The sequence below is a fragment of the Paenibacillus ginsengihumi DSM 21568 genome, assembly GCF_000380965.1.
GTDB lineage: Bacteria > Bacillota > Bacilli > Paenibacillales > NBRC-103111 > Paenibacillus_G > Paenibacillus_G ginsengihumi.
This window is the reverse complement of the sequence record NZ_KB905550.1, coordinates 116,624-129,491: the sequence shown is the minus strand read 5'-3', so window position 1 is coordinate 129,491 and position 12,868 is coordinate 116,624. Positions and strand designations below refer to the sequence as shown.

The following is a 12,868-nucleotide window of genomic DNA, read 5'->3' as shown; positions in this document are numbered from 1 at the left end:
GCAGCATCGGGGCGGCATGATTTCGGCTGCGGGTAGGTCATCCGTACGGACAGCGGAATATAATGATAACCTGAAGTTCTCATGAGGCACGAGAAAAAAAGAAGGTGATGACGATGGATTGGAGCACCCGCCTGTTCCGGACGGCGCTGCTTGCCGTGGCGAATCGGCCATCCCTGGAGGCGTGGGCCGTCAAATACGGGCCGAAGCTCGGGGCGGACCGCTTTATTGCCGGAACGACGGCCGCGGAAGCGCTGGAGCAGGTCGCGCGCCTCAACGGACAGGGCATCGCCGCCACGCTCGATTATCTCGGCGAAAGCGTGCTCGAGCCGGATCGTGCCGAGGAATCCCGCCAGGCGTACATTGGGCTGCTCGCGGCGATCGACGAGCGGCGCCTGGACGCCAACGTATCGCTGAAGCCGAGCCAAATGGGCCTGGCGATCCGCGAGGAGCTGGCTTTGAACAACATCCGCTGCATCGTTCAGGAGGGCAAGCGGCGCGGCCTGTTCGTCCGCATCGATATGGAGAACACCCCCTACACGGACGCCACGATACGCCTCGTCCGGCAGTTGCATGCGGAAGGGCTCGCCAATGTCGGCGCCGTCATCCAGGCCTATCTGCGGCGGAGCGAGGCCGATGTCATGTCGCTGACCGAAGCGGGCATCAATCTGCGCCTGGTGAAAGGCGCCTACAAAGAGCCAGCCGCCCTCGCCTATCCGGCAATGTCCGACGTGAACGAAAGCTTGCGGCGGCTTATCCGGATGCGCCTCGATTCGGGCGTCTATACGGCCGTTGCTACGCATGACGATGCAATCATCGACTGGACCTGCGAATACGCCAAACGCCGCGGCATTGCCTCAGACCGCTTCGAATTTCAGATGCTTTACGGCATTCGCACGCCCCTGCAGCAATCGTTGGCCCGGCTTGGCTACCGGGTGCGCTGCTACGTCCCCTTCGGCGAACGATGGTACCCTTATTTCGTCCGCAGACTGGCCGAGCGTCCTGCCAATCTTTGGTTTGTCCTGAAAAACGGGATGAGAGGATAATTCGGAAATCCTCTCGCGGAAAGGAGCGAACAAAGCATGCGTCAAGACAAGCGAATACATGTGCTGCGCGTCCCGTTCGGCCTGGGCGCCGGCCGCCCCGGAACCGAACGGGGGCCTGAAGCGATCTGGAAGTCCGGCCTCGACCAGATGATGGAGGAGATCGGGCTCGACTGGACGATGACGGAGCTGACCGTGCCCGCATCCAGGGCCGAAACGGAGCGCGAGAGCCCGCTCCGCCATCTGGCGGAGGTGGAGGCGTGCGCCTCCGCGCTTGCTGCCGAGACGGCCGCGATCGCCGGCAGAGGCGATTTTCCGCTGATCGTGGGCGGCGACCACAGCATCTCGATCGGCACGCTGGCAGGGCTTGCCCGCAGTGGCCGGAAGCTCGGGCTCATCTGGTTCGACGCCCACGGCGACCTGAACACGGAGAGCACGAGCCCGAGCGGCAACATTCACGGCATGGCGCTTGCCGTCCATCTGGGCCAGGGAGCAGCCCGGCTGACCGGGATCGCAGGCTTCCAGCCGAAAGTAACGGCCGAACGCACTGTGATCGTCGGCGCCCGCAGCCTGGACGCAGGAGAGAAAGCATATATCCGAAGCGCCGGAATCGCCTGCTACACGATGCATGATATCGATCGGCTCGGAATGGCCCGGGTCATGGATGAAGCGATCCGCATCGCAGGGAACGGAACGGACGGAGTACACGTCAGCTTCGATATCGACTGCGTCGATCCGCTGGAAGCGCCGGGAACCGGCACGCCCGTCAGAGGGGGGCTTACCTACCGGGAGGCTCATTTGGCGCTTGAGCTTTTGCGCGCCTCGGGCCTCGTCGCTTCGGCCGAATTTGTCGAGGTGAACCCCGCCCTCGACTCGAGCCGCAGAACGGCGCGGCTCGCGGCGGAGCTGATCGCTTCGCTGCTGGGCAAAACCATTTTATGAGAGGAGGCTCGGCATCATGGATGCTTCCAGCGAGTGGATTCACCGGACCGAACGTTACGGGGCGGGCAATTACCGGCCGCTCCCCGTCGTGCTGGTCAAGGGCGAGGGGGTATGGGTGGAGGATGCCGACGGCAGGCGCTATCTCGATATGCTGAGCGCTTATTCCGCCCTGAATCAGGGGCACCGCCATCCGCGCATCGTCGCTGCGCTCAAGGAGCAGGCGGAGCGGCTTACGCTGTCCTCGCGCGCTTTTCACAACGACAGACTGGCGGAATTTTACGAGCTGCTGGCCGCGTATACCGGCAAGCCGATGATTCTGCCGATGAATACCGGCGCCGAGGCGGTGGAGACGGCGATCAAGGCCGCCCGGCGCTGGGCTTACCGGGTGAAGGGCGTGCCGCCGGAGACGGCGGAGATCATCGTCTGCGAAGGCAATTTTCACGGCCGCACCGTAACGGTCACCTCCTTCTCCTCAAACGAGGAGTATAAGCGCGACTTCGGGCCGTTTACCCCCGGCTTTCGCCTCGTGCCTTACGGCTGCCTCGAGTCGCTGGAGCGAGCGATCGCCGCGAATACGGCTGCCTTCCTCGTCGAGCCGATTCAGGGCGAAGCCGGCGTCGTCCTGCCCCCGCCCGGTTATCTCCGCGAGGCGGCGGCGCTGTGCCGGAAGCATAACGTGCTAGTGATCGCCGACGAAATTCAGACCGGCTTCGGACGGACGGGACGGCGCTTCGCCTGCGACGAGGAGCAGGTAGTCCCCGATATGTACATCGTGGGCAAAGCGCTTGGCGGCGGCGTCTTCCCCGTATCGGCCGTCGCCGCGGAGCGGCAAGTGCTGTCGCTGTTCGAGTCCGGGTCGCACGGCTCGACCTTCGGCGGCAATCCGCTCGGCTGCGCCGTCGCCGTCGCTTCGCTGCGGGTGATCCAGGAGGAGAAGCTGGCCGAACGCGCGCAAGCGCTCGGCAAGGCGTGGCTTCAGCGGCTGCGGACGATCCGCGGTCCCCGCATTCGCGACATTCGCGGCCGCGGCCTGCTGATCGGCATCGAGCTGACCGAAGCCGCCAGACCTTATTGCGAGAAGCTGATGGAGGCCGGGCTGCTCTGCAAGGAAACCCATGAGAACGTCATCCGGCTCGCGCCGCCGCTCGTCATCGCTCAGGAGGAGCTGGATTGGGCGTTCGAGCGCATTCGCTCGGTGCTGGGCGCGGACCTGCCTGCTCCGGAAGCAGCGAGCGGTGCGAAGGGGAAAGAAGGCGGGACAGGGGAAGCCAGGTTATAAGAAAAACGTCGATCGACGTCAATTCATGGTACGAGGAGCTCGACGAATGGGCAAGGCGCATTTTGGCCGAATTCGTTGAGCGACTGCGGCTTAAGCGGTCGTTTTTCTTGGTACAGAAAGCCGCACTTCGCTTTATCGGTTTAGCAAAGTTAAACTTTCCGTAACGTTAAGCAAAAAGCAGCCTCCCCTGGCGGAAGCTGCTTTCTATTTTCTTTCTATTTTCGCTAACCTTCAGACGCTTACGGAGCGCCCGCGGAGCCGGCTGCTTACTTGCCGTACTCTGCCGGATTTTCACGCCATGCTTTCAGCACTGCCATGTCCTGCTCGCGGATGCTGCCTTCGCGCAGCGCGACGGCGAGTAGCGTCGAATAGTTCGTCAGCGTCTCGAACGGAATGCCGGCCTCCTCGAACGCCTGCTTCGCTTTCTCGAACTGATAGGAGAAGATGCCGAGCACGCCCAGCGCCTCCGCTCCCGCGGCCTGCACCGCCTGCGCTACCTTGAGCGAGCTGCCGCCGGTCGAGATGAGGTCTTCGATCACGATCGTCTTTTGACCGGGCTTCAGCACGCCCTCGATCATGTTTTGCTTGCCGTGTCCTTTAGCCTTGTCGCGGACGTAAATCATCGGCAAATTCAGCTTCTGCGCTACCCATGCGGCATGCGGGATGCCCCCCGTCGCCGCTCCTGCAATGACTTCCGCATCGGGATAGTGCTCGCGGATAATCGATACGAAGGCGTCGGCGATGAGCTCCCGCGTAGCCGGGTAGGAGATCGTCAGCCGGTTGTCGCAATAAATGGGCGCCTTCAGGCCCGACGTCCAGGTGAAAGGCTCCTGCGGCCGCAGGGCAATCGCCCCGATCTGCAGCAAAGCCAGCGCAATGCTGTCGGCAAGCTGGGGGCTGATCGTAATCGTTTTGGCTGTCATGTGCGAATCCGCTCCTTTTCTCGTTCGATGGGTCGTAGTGGCCTTATGCCTGGTGGATGGAAGCGACAATGCCTTCCAGCGCCGCCCGCGGATCGTCCGCCCCCGTAATCGGACGGCCGATCACCACGTAATCGGTGCCTTGAGCGAACGCCTCGGCAGGCGTCATGACGCGCGACTGGTCGCCGATTGCCGAACCGGCAGGGCGAATGCCCGGAGTGACGGTGGCGAATTGTGCGCCGCAGACGCTCTTGATCCGCACCACCTCGCGCGGCGAAGCGACCACCCCGTCAAGCCCCGCAGCTTGAGCCGTCCGGGCATATCGAACGACGGCATCCTCCACGGTGCCCGGAATGCCGATCTCCCGATTCATGACCGTCTGATCGGTGCTGGTCAGCTGGGTCACGGCGATGACGATCGGCCTCGCGCCCGTTCCGTTCAGCGCTTTGTCAACGCCCTCGAGCGCCGCCTCCATCATCCGCTTGCCGCCGGCCGCATGCACGTTGAACATATCCACGCCGAGGCGGGTGATGCTCTCCGCTCCCCCTTTGACGGTATTCGGAATATCGTGCATCTTCAAATCGAGAAATACTTTATATCCCCGTTCCTTCAGCTGCCGGACGAAATCCGGGCCTGCGCTGTAAAACAGCTGCATGCCGACCTTCATATAGCACGGAATGCCCTCCAGCATCCGAAGCAATCGCTCCGCCTCGGCCGCCGTCGCGTAATCGAGCGCGACCATGATGCGTTCGGCCGTCTGTGTCGTTTCGGTCATGCTTCTTGCCCCCCATCCTCTTTCAGAGCCGCTGCCCATGCAGGCTCCCATTCATTCGATTAGCACAGCTGCTCCGCATGCCCGCCGCAAATTCAGCCTGCGGCTTAAGCCGCCTGCCGGCGCGGGGAACCGCAGCGATCCTGCTTTCGTAGGCTGCGCGGGATTCGCTGCGCGGCGCTGCGGGACATGCCCCGGCCTATCGCGCCGGGTTCATGGAGAAACTGTGCTAATGCTTACCCGAAAAATTATGCCTGATGCGCCGGCATCGGCGTCGATTGGAAGTAAATCGCCTCAAGCACGAGCAGGAGCGCGTTCACCGTATCGAGCGAGGTCAGGCAGACGACTCCGTTCTCCACCGCCTCGCGGCGAATGCGGAAGCCGTCGCGCTCCGGCGTCTTGCCTTTGGTCAGCGTATTGACGACAAAATGAGCCTGCCCGTCGCGGATCAGATCGAGGATGTTCGGCGAGCCTTCGCTCAGCTTGTTGACCCGCTCGACCTTGAGCCCCGCTTCCTCCAGCGCCTTCGCCGTCCCGCCGGTCGCCACGATCTTGTAGCCGAGGCGGTCGAAGCCGCGGAGAATCCCGATGGCTTCCTGCTTGTCCTTGTCCGCGACCGTCGCGATGATCGCGCCCGTCGGCGGCACCTTCATGCCCGAGCCGATCAGTCCTTTGTACAGTGCCTTGGCAAATGTTTTGTCGCGGCCCATCACTTCGCCCGTCGACTTCATCTCCGGCCCGAGCGTCGTATCGACGCGCCGCAGCTTGGCGAAGGAGAACACCGGCACCTTGACGGATACGTATTCGTCCTCCGGCCACAAGCCCGACGTGTAGCCCATATCGGCCAGCTTCTCGCCCATGATCGCTCTCGTAGCGACATTGGCCATCGGGATGTTGGTCACTTTGCTCAGGAAAGGCACCGTACGGGACGAACGCGGGTTCACCTCGATCACGTACACCTGATCCTGATAGATAACGAACTGGATGTTCACCAAGCCGACAACCTGCAGACCGCGGGCGATCTTGGTCGTAATGTCGACGATCTGCCGCTTGATCTCCTCCGAGATCGTCTGCGGCGGATAGACGGCAATGGAGTCGCCGGAGTGGACGCCCGCCCGCTCGATATGCTCCATAATGCCGGGAATCAGCACCGTTTCCTTATCGCAGATCGCATCGACTTCCACTTCCTTGCCGAGCATGTAGCGGTCGATCAGCACCGGATGCTCCGGATTGATCTTGACCGCGTGCTCCATGTAGGACAGCAGCTCTTCATCGGAGTACACGATTTCCATCGCCCGGCCGCCGAGCACGTAGGAAGGGCGAACGAGCACCGGATAGCCGAAGCGGGAAGCCATGCCGACCGCCTCATCGACCGACGTTACGGTGCCGCCGGGCGGCTGGGCAATGTCCAGCTGGCGCAGCAGCGCTTCGAACTTTTTGCGGTCCTCGGCCGCGTCGATATTTTCCAGATCGGTGCCAAGAATGCGCACGCCCGCCTTCGCCAGCGGCGCCGCCAAATTGATCGCCGTCTGGCCGCCGAACTGCACGATGACGCCGATCGGCTGCTCCCGTTCGATCACGTTCATGACGTCCTCGAAGAACAGCGGCTCGAAGTACAGCCGGTCCGACGTATTGAAGTCGGTGGATACCGTCTCCGGGTTGTTGTTGATGATGACCGCTTCGTATCCGGCATTTTGAATCGCCCACACCGCATGAACGGTCGAATAGTCGAATTCGATGCCCTGCCCGATGCGGATCGGTCCGGAGCCGAGAACGACGACCTTCTGCTTGCCGGTCTCCTTGACTTCGTCCTCCGTCTCGTACGTCGAGTAATAGTACGGCGTCGTCGCCTCGAATTCGGCCGCGCACGTGTCGACCATTTTGTATACCGGCTTGATGCCGAGCCCTATGCGGTAAGCGCGAATGTCCGCTTCATCGGTATAGTTCAATGCCGCCTCCGCCTCGCGGCGAATTTCGGCAATCGCCCGGTCGGTGAAGCCTTTGCGCTTCGCTTCGCGGAGCAACGCTGCGGTCAGCTCGGGCTTGCGCAGCTCCTGTTCGAAGGCGATCATGCCTTCCAGCTTGTGCAGGAACCACCAGTCCACATGCGTCAGGTCGTACAGCTGCTGCACGCTGTAGCCGCGGCGCAGCGCCTCGGCGATCAGGAAAAGACGCTCGTCGTCCGGCTTCTGCAGACGCAGCTCCAGCGTTTCCCGATCGAGCTGTTCCGCGCCCTTCAGGCTCAGGCGGTGCACGCCGATCTCCAGGGAACGCACCGCTTTATGGATCGATTCCTCGAACGTGCGGCCGATCGCCATCACTTCCCCGGTCGCTTTCATCTGCGTGCCGAGTTTCCGGTTGGCGGAAGTGAATTTATCGAACGGCCAGCGTGGTATTTTCGATACGATATAATCGAGGGTCGGCTCGAAGCAGGCGTACGTCTGTCCGGTCACCGGATTGACGATTTCGTCCAGCGTATAGCCAACGGCGATTTTGGCCGCCATCTTGGCGATCGGGTAGCCCGTCGCTTTGGAGGCGAGCGCCGAGGAACGGCTCACGCGCGGATTCACTTCGATAACGTAGTATTGATAGCTGTGCGGATCGAGCGCGAACTGCACGTTGCAGCCGCCTTCGATCTTGAGCGCGCTAATAATTTTGAGCGACGCCGAGCGCAGCATTTGGTATTCGCGGTCGGACAACGTTTGGCTCGGGGCGACGACGATGCTGTCCCCCGTGTGCACGCCGACCGGGTCGAAGTTCTCCATGTTGCACACGACGATGCAGTTGTCGTTCGCATCGCGCATGACCTCGTACTCGACTTCCTTCATACCGGCGATGCTCTTCTCGATCAGACATTGGCCGATCGGGCTGTAGCGAATCCCCGAGGCAACCGTTTCGCGCAGCTCCTCCTCTGTCGCGCAGATGCCGCCGCCCGTGCCGCCGAGCGTATAGGCCGGACGGACGATGATCGGATAGCCGATCTCCTTCGCAAAATCGAGCGCCTCCTGCACCGACGTCACGATCGTGCTCTCCGGCACCGGCTGCTCCAATTCGCGCATCAGCTCGCGGAACAGATCGCGGTCTTCCGCCTTCTCGATCGCAGACAGCTGTGTGCCGAGCAGCTTCACGTTTTCGCGCTCCAGCACGCCGGCCCGCGCCAGCTCGACCGCCATGTTCAGGCCGGTCTGCCCGCCCAGCGTCGGCAGCAGGCCGTCGGGCCGCTCCTGACGAATGATTTGCGTGACGAAATCAACGGTAATCGGTTCGATATACACCTTGTCCGCCATGTTCGTATCGGTCATGATCGTCGCCGGGTTGCTGTTGATCAGCACGACCTCGAAGCCTTCTTCCTTCAGCGCCTGGCAAGCCTGCGTGCCGGCATAGTCGAACTCGGCCGCCTGGCCGATGACGATCGGCCCGGAGCCGATGACGAGAATTTTTTTGAGCTCTTTATTTTTCGGCATAGTGCAGTTCCCCTTTCGCTGACGATGCGGCTCCGCTGCGGTCCGCTGCCGCCTGCGCGGCGAATTGCGCCTGGCGCGGCGGCTGCGGGCGATCCGCCTTGTGCTTGCGGATCATCTCCAGGAAATCATCGAACAAGTAGCTGGAGTCGAACGGTCCCGGCGCCGCTTCCGGATGGTATTGGACCGAGAATGCCGGGTATTTCTTGTGCCGCAATCCTTCGATCGTGCGGTCGTTGTTGTTGATGTGCGTCACTTCAAGCTCGGTGCCGGCGATCGAATCCTCCTTCACCGTGTAACCGTGGTTCTGGGACGTAATATAGCAGCGTCCTGTGCGCAGATCCTTGACGGGATGGTTGCCGCCGCGGTGGCCGAATTTCAGCTTCTCGGTATCGGCGCCGCTGGCCAGCGCGAACAGCTGATGGCCAAGGCAGATGCCGAAGATCGGGAACTCGCCGAGCAATTCGGCGATCATCTTCGCCGCATGCGGCACGTCCTTCGGGTCCCCCGGCCCGTTGGACAGCAAAATGCCGTCCGGCGCCAGGCGACGAATCTGCTCCGCCGTCGCGCTGTGCGGCACGACGACCACGTCGCAGCCGCGCTTGGTCAAATCGCGCAAAATGCCGCTCTTGGAGCCGAAATCGACGAGAACGATCCGCTCTTTCGTTCCGGGGCTGCTATAGACGCTCTTGGTCGAGACGCGCGGCACTTGATCCGTCATGAGCGGAGTGCCTTTGAGCTGCTCCATCAGCTCCTCGACGCGCTTGGCGGATGTCGTCAAGATGCCTTTCATCACGCCGTGGTGGCGAATTCTTCTTGTCAGCATCCGCGTATCGATACCGCTGATGCCGATAATGCCGTACTCCTTCAGCAGGCTGTCCAGCGAATATTCGGCCCGCCAGTTGCTCGGCACCGTCTCGTGTTCGCGCACGACAAAGCCGTGAATAAAGGGGCGCACCGATTCGAAATCGTCGCGCGTAATGCCGTAGTTGCCGATCAGCGGATATGTCATCGTGACGATTTGCCCGCAGTAGGAAGGGTCGGAGAGCACCTCCTGATACCCCGTAATGCCTGTATTGAATACGACCTCGCCGACCGAATCGCCTTCGCTGCCGAATGCTTGTCCGGTAAGCAGCGTTCCGTCTTCCAACAACAATCTTGCCTGCATCGATCTCAACTCCCTTATGACGTGATCCCTGCTCCCTTGGCGCAAGCCGGGATGCTAATAGGTTAAAGGCGAAACCGCTGGACGGATCTGCCTTGCTGCCGCTCGTTTCCGTTAGAAAATCGTCCGTACAGCGATACCGCCGGGCACTCTGCACGGACTTTCGTTCGTCTATCTGTTCAGGCTATTCGGACCAGACGACCCGGCCGCCTGCGATCGTTGCAACCGGCCAGCCCTTCAGCTTCCAGCCGGCGAACGGCGTATTGCGTCCTTTCGAGAGGAACGTATCCGGGTTTACCTCCTGCTCTGTCTGCAGATCGATGATCGTCAGATCCGCCGCCTTGCCTACTTCCAGCTTGCCCCACGGCAGACCGAACACGCGCGCCGGCTCGCTCGTCATCCGCTCGATCAGAAACTGCAGCGTCCAGCGGCCCGTCTCGACGAATTTCGTATACAGCAGCGGGAAAGCCGTCTCGAACCCGACGATGCCGAACGGGGCCAGCTGCAGCCCCTTAGCCTTCTCCTCCGCGCTATGCGGGGCATGGTCGGTGACGACGATATCGATCGTCCCGTCCTCCAGCCCTTCGATGCACGCCTGCACGTCGCGCGGCGAGCGAAGCGGCGGGTTCATTTTCCAGTTGGCGTCCAGGCCCGGAATATCTTCGTCCGACAGCAGCAGGTGGTGCGGACATACTTCCGCCGTCACCTTGATGCCGAGCTGCTTGGCCTGGCGGATCAGCCGCACCGACTGCTCCGTGCTGACGTGACAGACGTGGTAATGGACGCCCGTCGCTTCAGCCAGCAAAATGTCGCGGCCGACGTGAATCGCTTCCGATTCGTTCGGAATGCCCTTCAGTCCGTGCTTCCTGGCGAACTCCCCATCGGTTACCGCAGCGCCCTCGATCAGCGTATCGTCCTCGCAGTGCGCGATGATCGGCATCCCGATCGCCGCCGCTTTGGCCATCGCCTGCTTCATCATATAAGCGCTTTGCACGCCGACGCCGTCGTCCGTGTAGCCGATGACACCGGCTTCCTTCAGCGCCGCGAAGTCGGTCAGCTCGCGGCCGAGCTCGCTCTTCGTGATGCACCCGTAAGGCAGGACGCGGACAACGCCTTCGCTGCGGGCTTTATCGAGCACCAGCTTCACCGTCTCCGGCGTATCGATCACCGGCCGTGTGTTCGGCATGCAGGCGATCGTCGTGAAGCCGCCCCGCGCCGCGGAACGCGTGCCGGTGGCAATCGTCTCCTTGTGCTCGAAGCCCGGCTCGCGCAAATGCACGTGCATGTCGATCAGGCCGGCCGAAACCAGTCTGCCTGCGGCATCGATCGTCTCGTGCCCCGCCGTCTCCGGCAGGCCGCCGCTTGCGTCGATGATTTGGGCGATGATGCCGTCTTCCGTCAAAATATGCTTGCTCAAGCGCTCGTTGCCGTTAGCCGCAACGCTCGCATTCAGTATCCATAAGCCCATATGTGCTGCCTCCTGTACCGTATCGTATTGTGCCCCTTTGGCGATATTCGTCTGCCTCTTTCAGCTCATCGCCCGTTCGATGACGGCCATCCGGATCGGAACGCCGTGGCTCATCTGAGCGAAAATTTTCGACCGGGGACACTCCACCAGCTCGTCGTCGATCTCTACGTTCCGGTTCACCGGAGCCGGATGCATAATGATGGCGTGCGGCGCCATTTTGGCCGCTCTTTCGGCGGTCAGCCCGTATGCGGCGCGGTATTGCTCGGCAGAGCCGAAGAGCGAGCCTTCGTGGCGCTCAAGCTGCACCCGCAGCATCATGACCACGTCAGCGCGCAGCGACTCCTCCATGCTCACGTACGGCGCATGCTCCGCCAGCTCCGGGGCCTGCATCTCTTGCGGCGCGCAGAAGGTGACCTCGGCGCCGAGCGTCTTGAGCGCCCACAGATTGGAACGGGCGACGCGGCTGTGGCGAATGTCGCCGATGATCGCGACCTTAAGCCCCTTGAATTCGCCGAACTCCTTGCGCATCGTATACAGATCGAGCAGCGCTTGCGTCGGATGCTCGTTGCTTCCGTCGCCCGCGTTGATGAGCGGCACGCTGATTTTCGTCGCCAGCTCGGCCAGCAGCCCGTTCGGCTTCATGCGGATGACACCGGCATCGATGCCCATCGATTCCAGCGTGCGAACCGTATCGTATATCGATTCGCCCTTCTGCACGCTCGATACAGCGGCGGAGAAATTGAGCACCTCTGCGCCGAGCCGCTTCTCCGCCACCTCGAACGAGAAGCGGGTGCGCGTGCTGTTCTCGAAAAACATGTTCGCCACGAACCGTCCCTGCAGCTGGTTCGTCACCTTCTCGGGGTGGCGCTCCCAATGCGCCGCGCGGTCGAGAATCGAACCGATCTCCGCGGCGCTTAAGCCTTTGGTGCCCAGCAAATGCTTCTCCGGCTTCACTTGGATATGCATGATTCGTTTGGCCTCCTCCGCCCGGCGATGACTACTCGGTCAGCGCCGTCCACTTCCTGAAGCAGCACTTCGATGCTTTCCAGCTTGGAGGTCGGGACGTTCTTGCCCACGTAATCGGGACGAATCGGCAGCTCCCGGTGGCCGCGGTCGACCAGCACCGCCAGCTGGATCATTTGCGGCCTGCCGCGGTCCATCAGGGCCTCCATGGCGGCGCGAACGGTCCGGCCGGTGAATAGCACGTCGTCGAACAGGATCAGCTTTCTGTTCTGCACGCTGAAGGTTCCGGCCGCGCCAGCCGCGCCCTCCGTTCTTCCGCGCTCGCCGTTCGGCACGGCCAGGTCGTCCCGGTAGCTCGTGACGTCGACCTCTCCGACTTCGACCGGAACCCCTTCGATTTCGCGGATCTTCTCCGCCACTCTTCGGGCGAGGTAAATCCCGCGCGTGCGGATGCCGACCAAGAGACCGTTCTCGAAGCCTTTGTTCTTCTCCAGTATTTCGTGGGCAATTCTCGTCAGAGCGCGGCGGATCGCCGCCTCGTCCATAAGCACATGCGCTTCCTGCGAAACCATGTCCTTCGACCTCCCGGGCTGATATGAGCATCGTGAGCTGACGCAAAAAAACCTTGCCACAATGGTATGGCAAGGTTTGCGCGCATAGCGAGGCGAAACGTGTTCCGGAGCAGGGCACGCCGATCCATGCGGATCTGACCCGGCATTCCACATCCGTTCCATCCTGTCGTTCACCTTGCCAGCCTCACGGGACTGAATTTAAAGGTGCTGTTCAGTTACGAGCATTATCCCATGTTCGACATGGGATGTCAATAGCCATTCGGCGGGCGGAGGTACTATCTTGTCG

At 61.9% G+C, this 12,868-nt stretch carries 10 protein-coding genes; 3 read left to right on the top strand and 7 right to left on the bottom strand.

Annotated features, from left to right (window positions below; all coding sequences use genetic code 11):
• The first annotated feature begins 113 nt into the window (after positions 1–113).
• The 3 genes from F591_RS0103010 to F591_RS0103000 are packed head-to-tail and all read left to right on the top strand — an operon-like array spanning position 114 to position 3,261.
• Positions 114–1,043 (top strand): proline dehydrogenase family protein, encoded by a 930-nt coding sequence (locus F591_RS0103010; protein ID WP_019533106.1) that lies wholly within the window; start codon positions 114–116, stop codon positions 1,041–1,043.
• A gap of 36 nt (positions 1,044–1,079) precedes the next feature.
• Complete coding sequence (rocF, locus tag F591_RS0103005; protein WP_019533105.1) at positions 1,080–1,982, top strand: arginase; 903 nt, start codon at positions 1,080–1,082, stop codon at positions 1,980–1,982.
• Positions 1,983–1,998: 16 nt separating this feature from the next.
• Positions 1,999–3,261, top strand: a complete 1,263-nt coding sequence (locus F591_RS0103000; RefSeq protein ID WP_019533104.1) for an ornithine--oxo-acid transaminase — start codon at positions 1,999–2,001, stop codon at positions 3,259–3,261.
• Between the two features lie 266 nt (positions 3,262–3,527).
• Here F591_RS0103000 and pyrE read toward each other — a convergent pair whose 3' ends face one another.
• The 7 genes from pyrE to pyrR form a co-directional block, all read right to left on the bottom strand.
• The gene (gene pyrE / locus F591_RS0102995; RefSeq protein ID WP_019533103.1) at positions 3,528–4,184 is read right to left on the bottom strand and encodes an orotate phosphoribosyltransferase; all 657 of its coding nucleotides are present in this window, start codon (positions 4,182–4,184) and stop codon (positions 3,528–3,530) included.
• 43 nt (positions 4,185–4,227) lie between these two features.
• Entirely contained in the window at positions 4,228–4,956 is a 729-nt protein-coding gene (gene pyrF, locus F591_RS0102990) for an orotidine-5'-phosphate decarboxylase (RefSeq protein ID WP_019533102.1), read from the bottom strand.
• A 245-nt stretch (positions 4,957–5,201) separates the two neighbouring features.
• A complete protein-coding gene (gene carB, locus F591_RS0102985; RefSeq protein WP_019533101.1) occupies positions 5,202–8,417 on the bottom strand; it encodes a carbamoyl-phosphate synthase large subunit in 3,216 nt (1,071 codons plus the stop codon).
• The gene (gene carA / locus F591_RS0102980) at positions 8,404–9,582 is read right to left on the bottom strand and encodes a glutamine-hydrolyzing carbamoyl-phosphate synthase small subunit (RefSeq protein WP_019533100.1); all 1,179 of its coding nucleotides are present in this window, start codon (positions 9,580–9,582) and stop codon (positions 8,404–8,406) included. The genes carB and carA overlap by 14 nt, the downstream gene beginning before the upstream one ends.
• A 181-nt stretch (positions 9,583–9,763) precedes the next feature.
• The gene (locus F591_RS0102975; protein WP_019533099.1) at positions 9,764–11,047 is read right to left on the bottom strand and encodes a dihydroorotase; all 1,284 of its coding nucleotides are present in this window, start codon (positions 11,045–11,047) and stop codon (positions 9,764–9,766) included.
• Positions 11,048–11,107: 60 nt separating this feature from the next.
• Positions 11,108–12,013 (bottom strand): aspartate carbamoyltransferase catalytic subunit, encoded by a 906-nt coding sequence (locus tag F591_RS0102970; RefSeq protein ID WP_019533098.1) that lies wholly within the window; start codon positions 12,011–12,013, stop codon positions 11,108–11,110.
• Positions 11,998–12,582, bottom strand: coding sequence for a bifunctional pyr operon transcriptional regulator/uracil phosphoribosyltransferase PyrR (gene pyrR, locus F591_RS0102965; RefSeq protein WP_019533097.1), 585 nt, complete (start codon positions 12,580–12,582; stop codon positions 11,998–12,000). The genes F591_RS0102970 and pyrR overlap by 16 nt, the downstream gene beginning before the upstream one ends.
• Between the last annotated feature and the right edge of the window lie 286 nt (positions 12,583–12,868).

Bases quoted from the DNA above. Each gene is read 5' to 3' on its own strand.
- F591_RS0103010 (WP_019533106.1), top strand. From the start codon at position 114: ATGGATTGGAGCACCCGCCTGTTCCGGACGGCGCTGCTTGCCGTGGCG.
- rocF (WP_019533105.1), top strand. From the start codon at position 1,080: ATGCGTCAAGACAAGCGAATACATGTGCTGCGCGTCCCGTTCGGCCTG.
- F591_RS0103000 (WP_019533104.1), top strand. From the start codon at position 1,999: ATGGATGCTTCCAGCGAGTGGATTCACCGGACCGAACGTTACGGGGCG.
- pyrE (WP_019533103.1), bottom strand. From the start codon at position 4,184: ATGACAGCCAAAACGATTACGATCAGCCCCCAGCTTGCCGACAGCATT.
- pyrF (WP_019533102.1), bottom strand. From the start codon at position 4,956: ATGACCGAAACGACACAGACGGCCGAACGCATCATGGTCGCGCTCGAT.
- carB (WP_019533101.1), bottom strand. From the start codon at position 8,417: ATGCCGAAAAATAAAGAGCTCAAAAAAATTCTCGTCATCGGCTCCGGG.
- carA (WP_019533100.1), bottom strand. From the start codon at position 9,582: ATGCAGGCAAGATTGTTGTTGGAAGACGGAACGCTGCTTACCGGACAA.
- F591_RS0102975 (WP_019533099.1), bottom strand. From the start codon at position 11,047: ATGGGCTTATGGATACTGAATGCGAGCGTTGCGGCTAACGGCAACGAG.
- F591_RS0102970 (WP_019533098.1), bottom strand. From the start codon at position 12,013: ATGCATATCCAAGTGAAGCCGGAGAAGCATTTGCTGGGCACCAAAGGC.
- pyrR (WP_019533097.1), bottom strand. From the start codon at position 12,582: ATGGTTTCGCAGGAAGCGCATGTGCTTATGGACGAGGCGGCGATCCGC.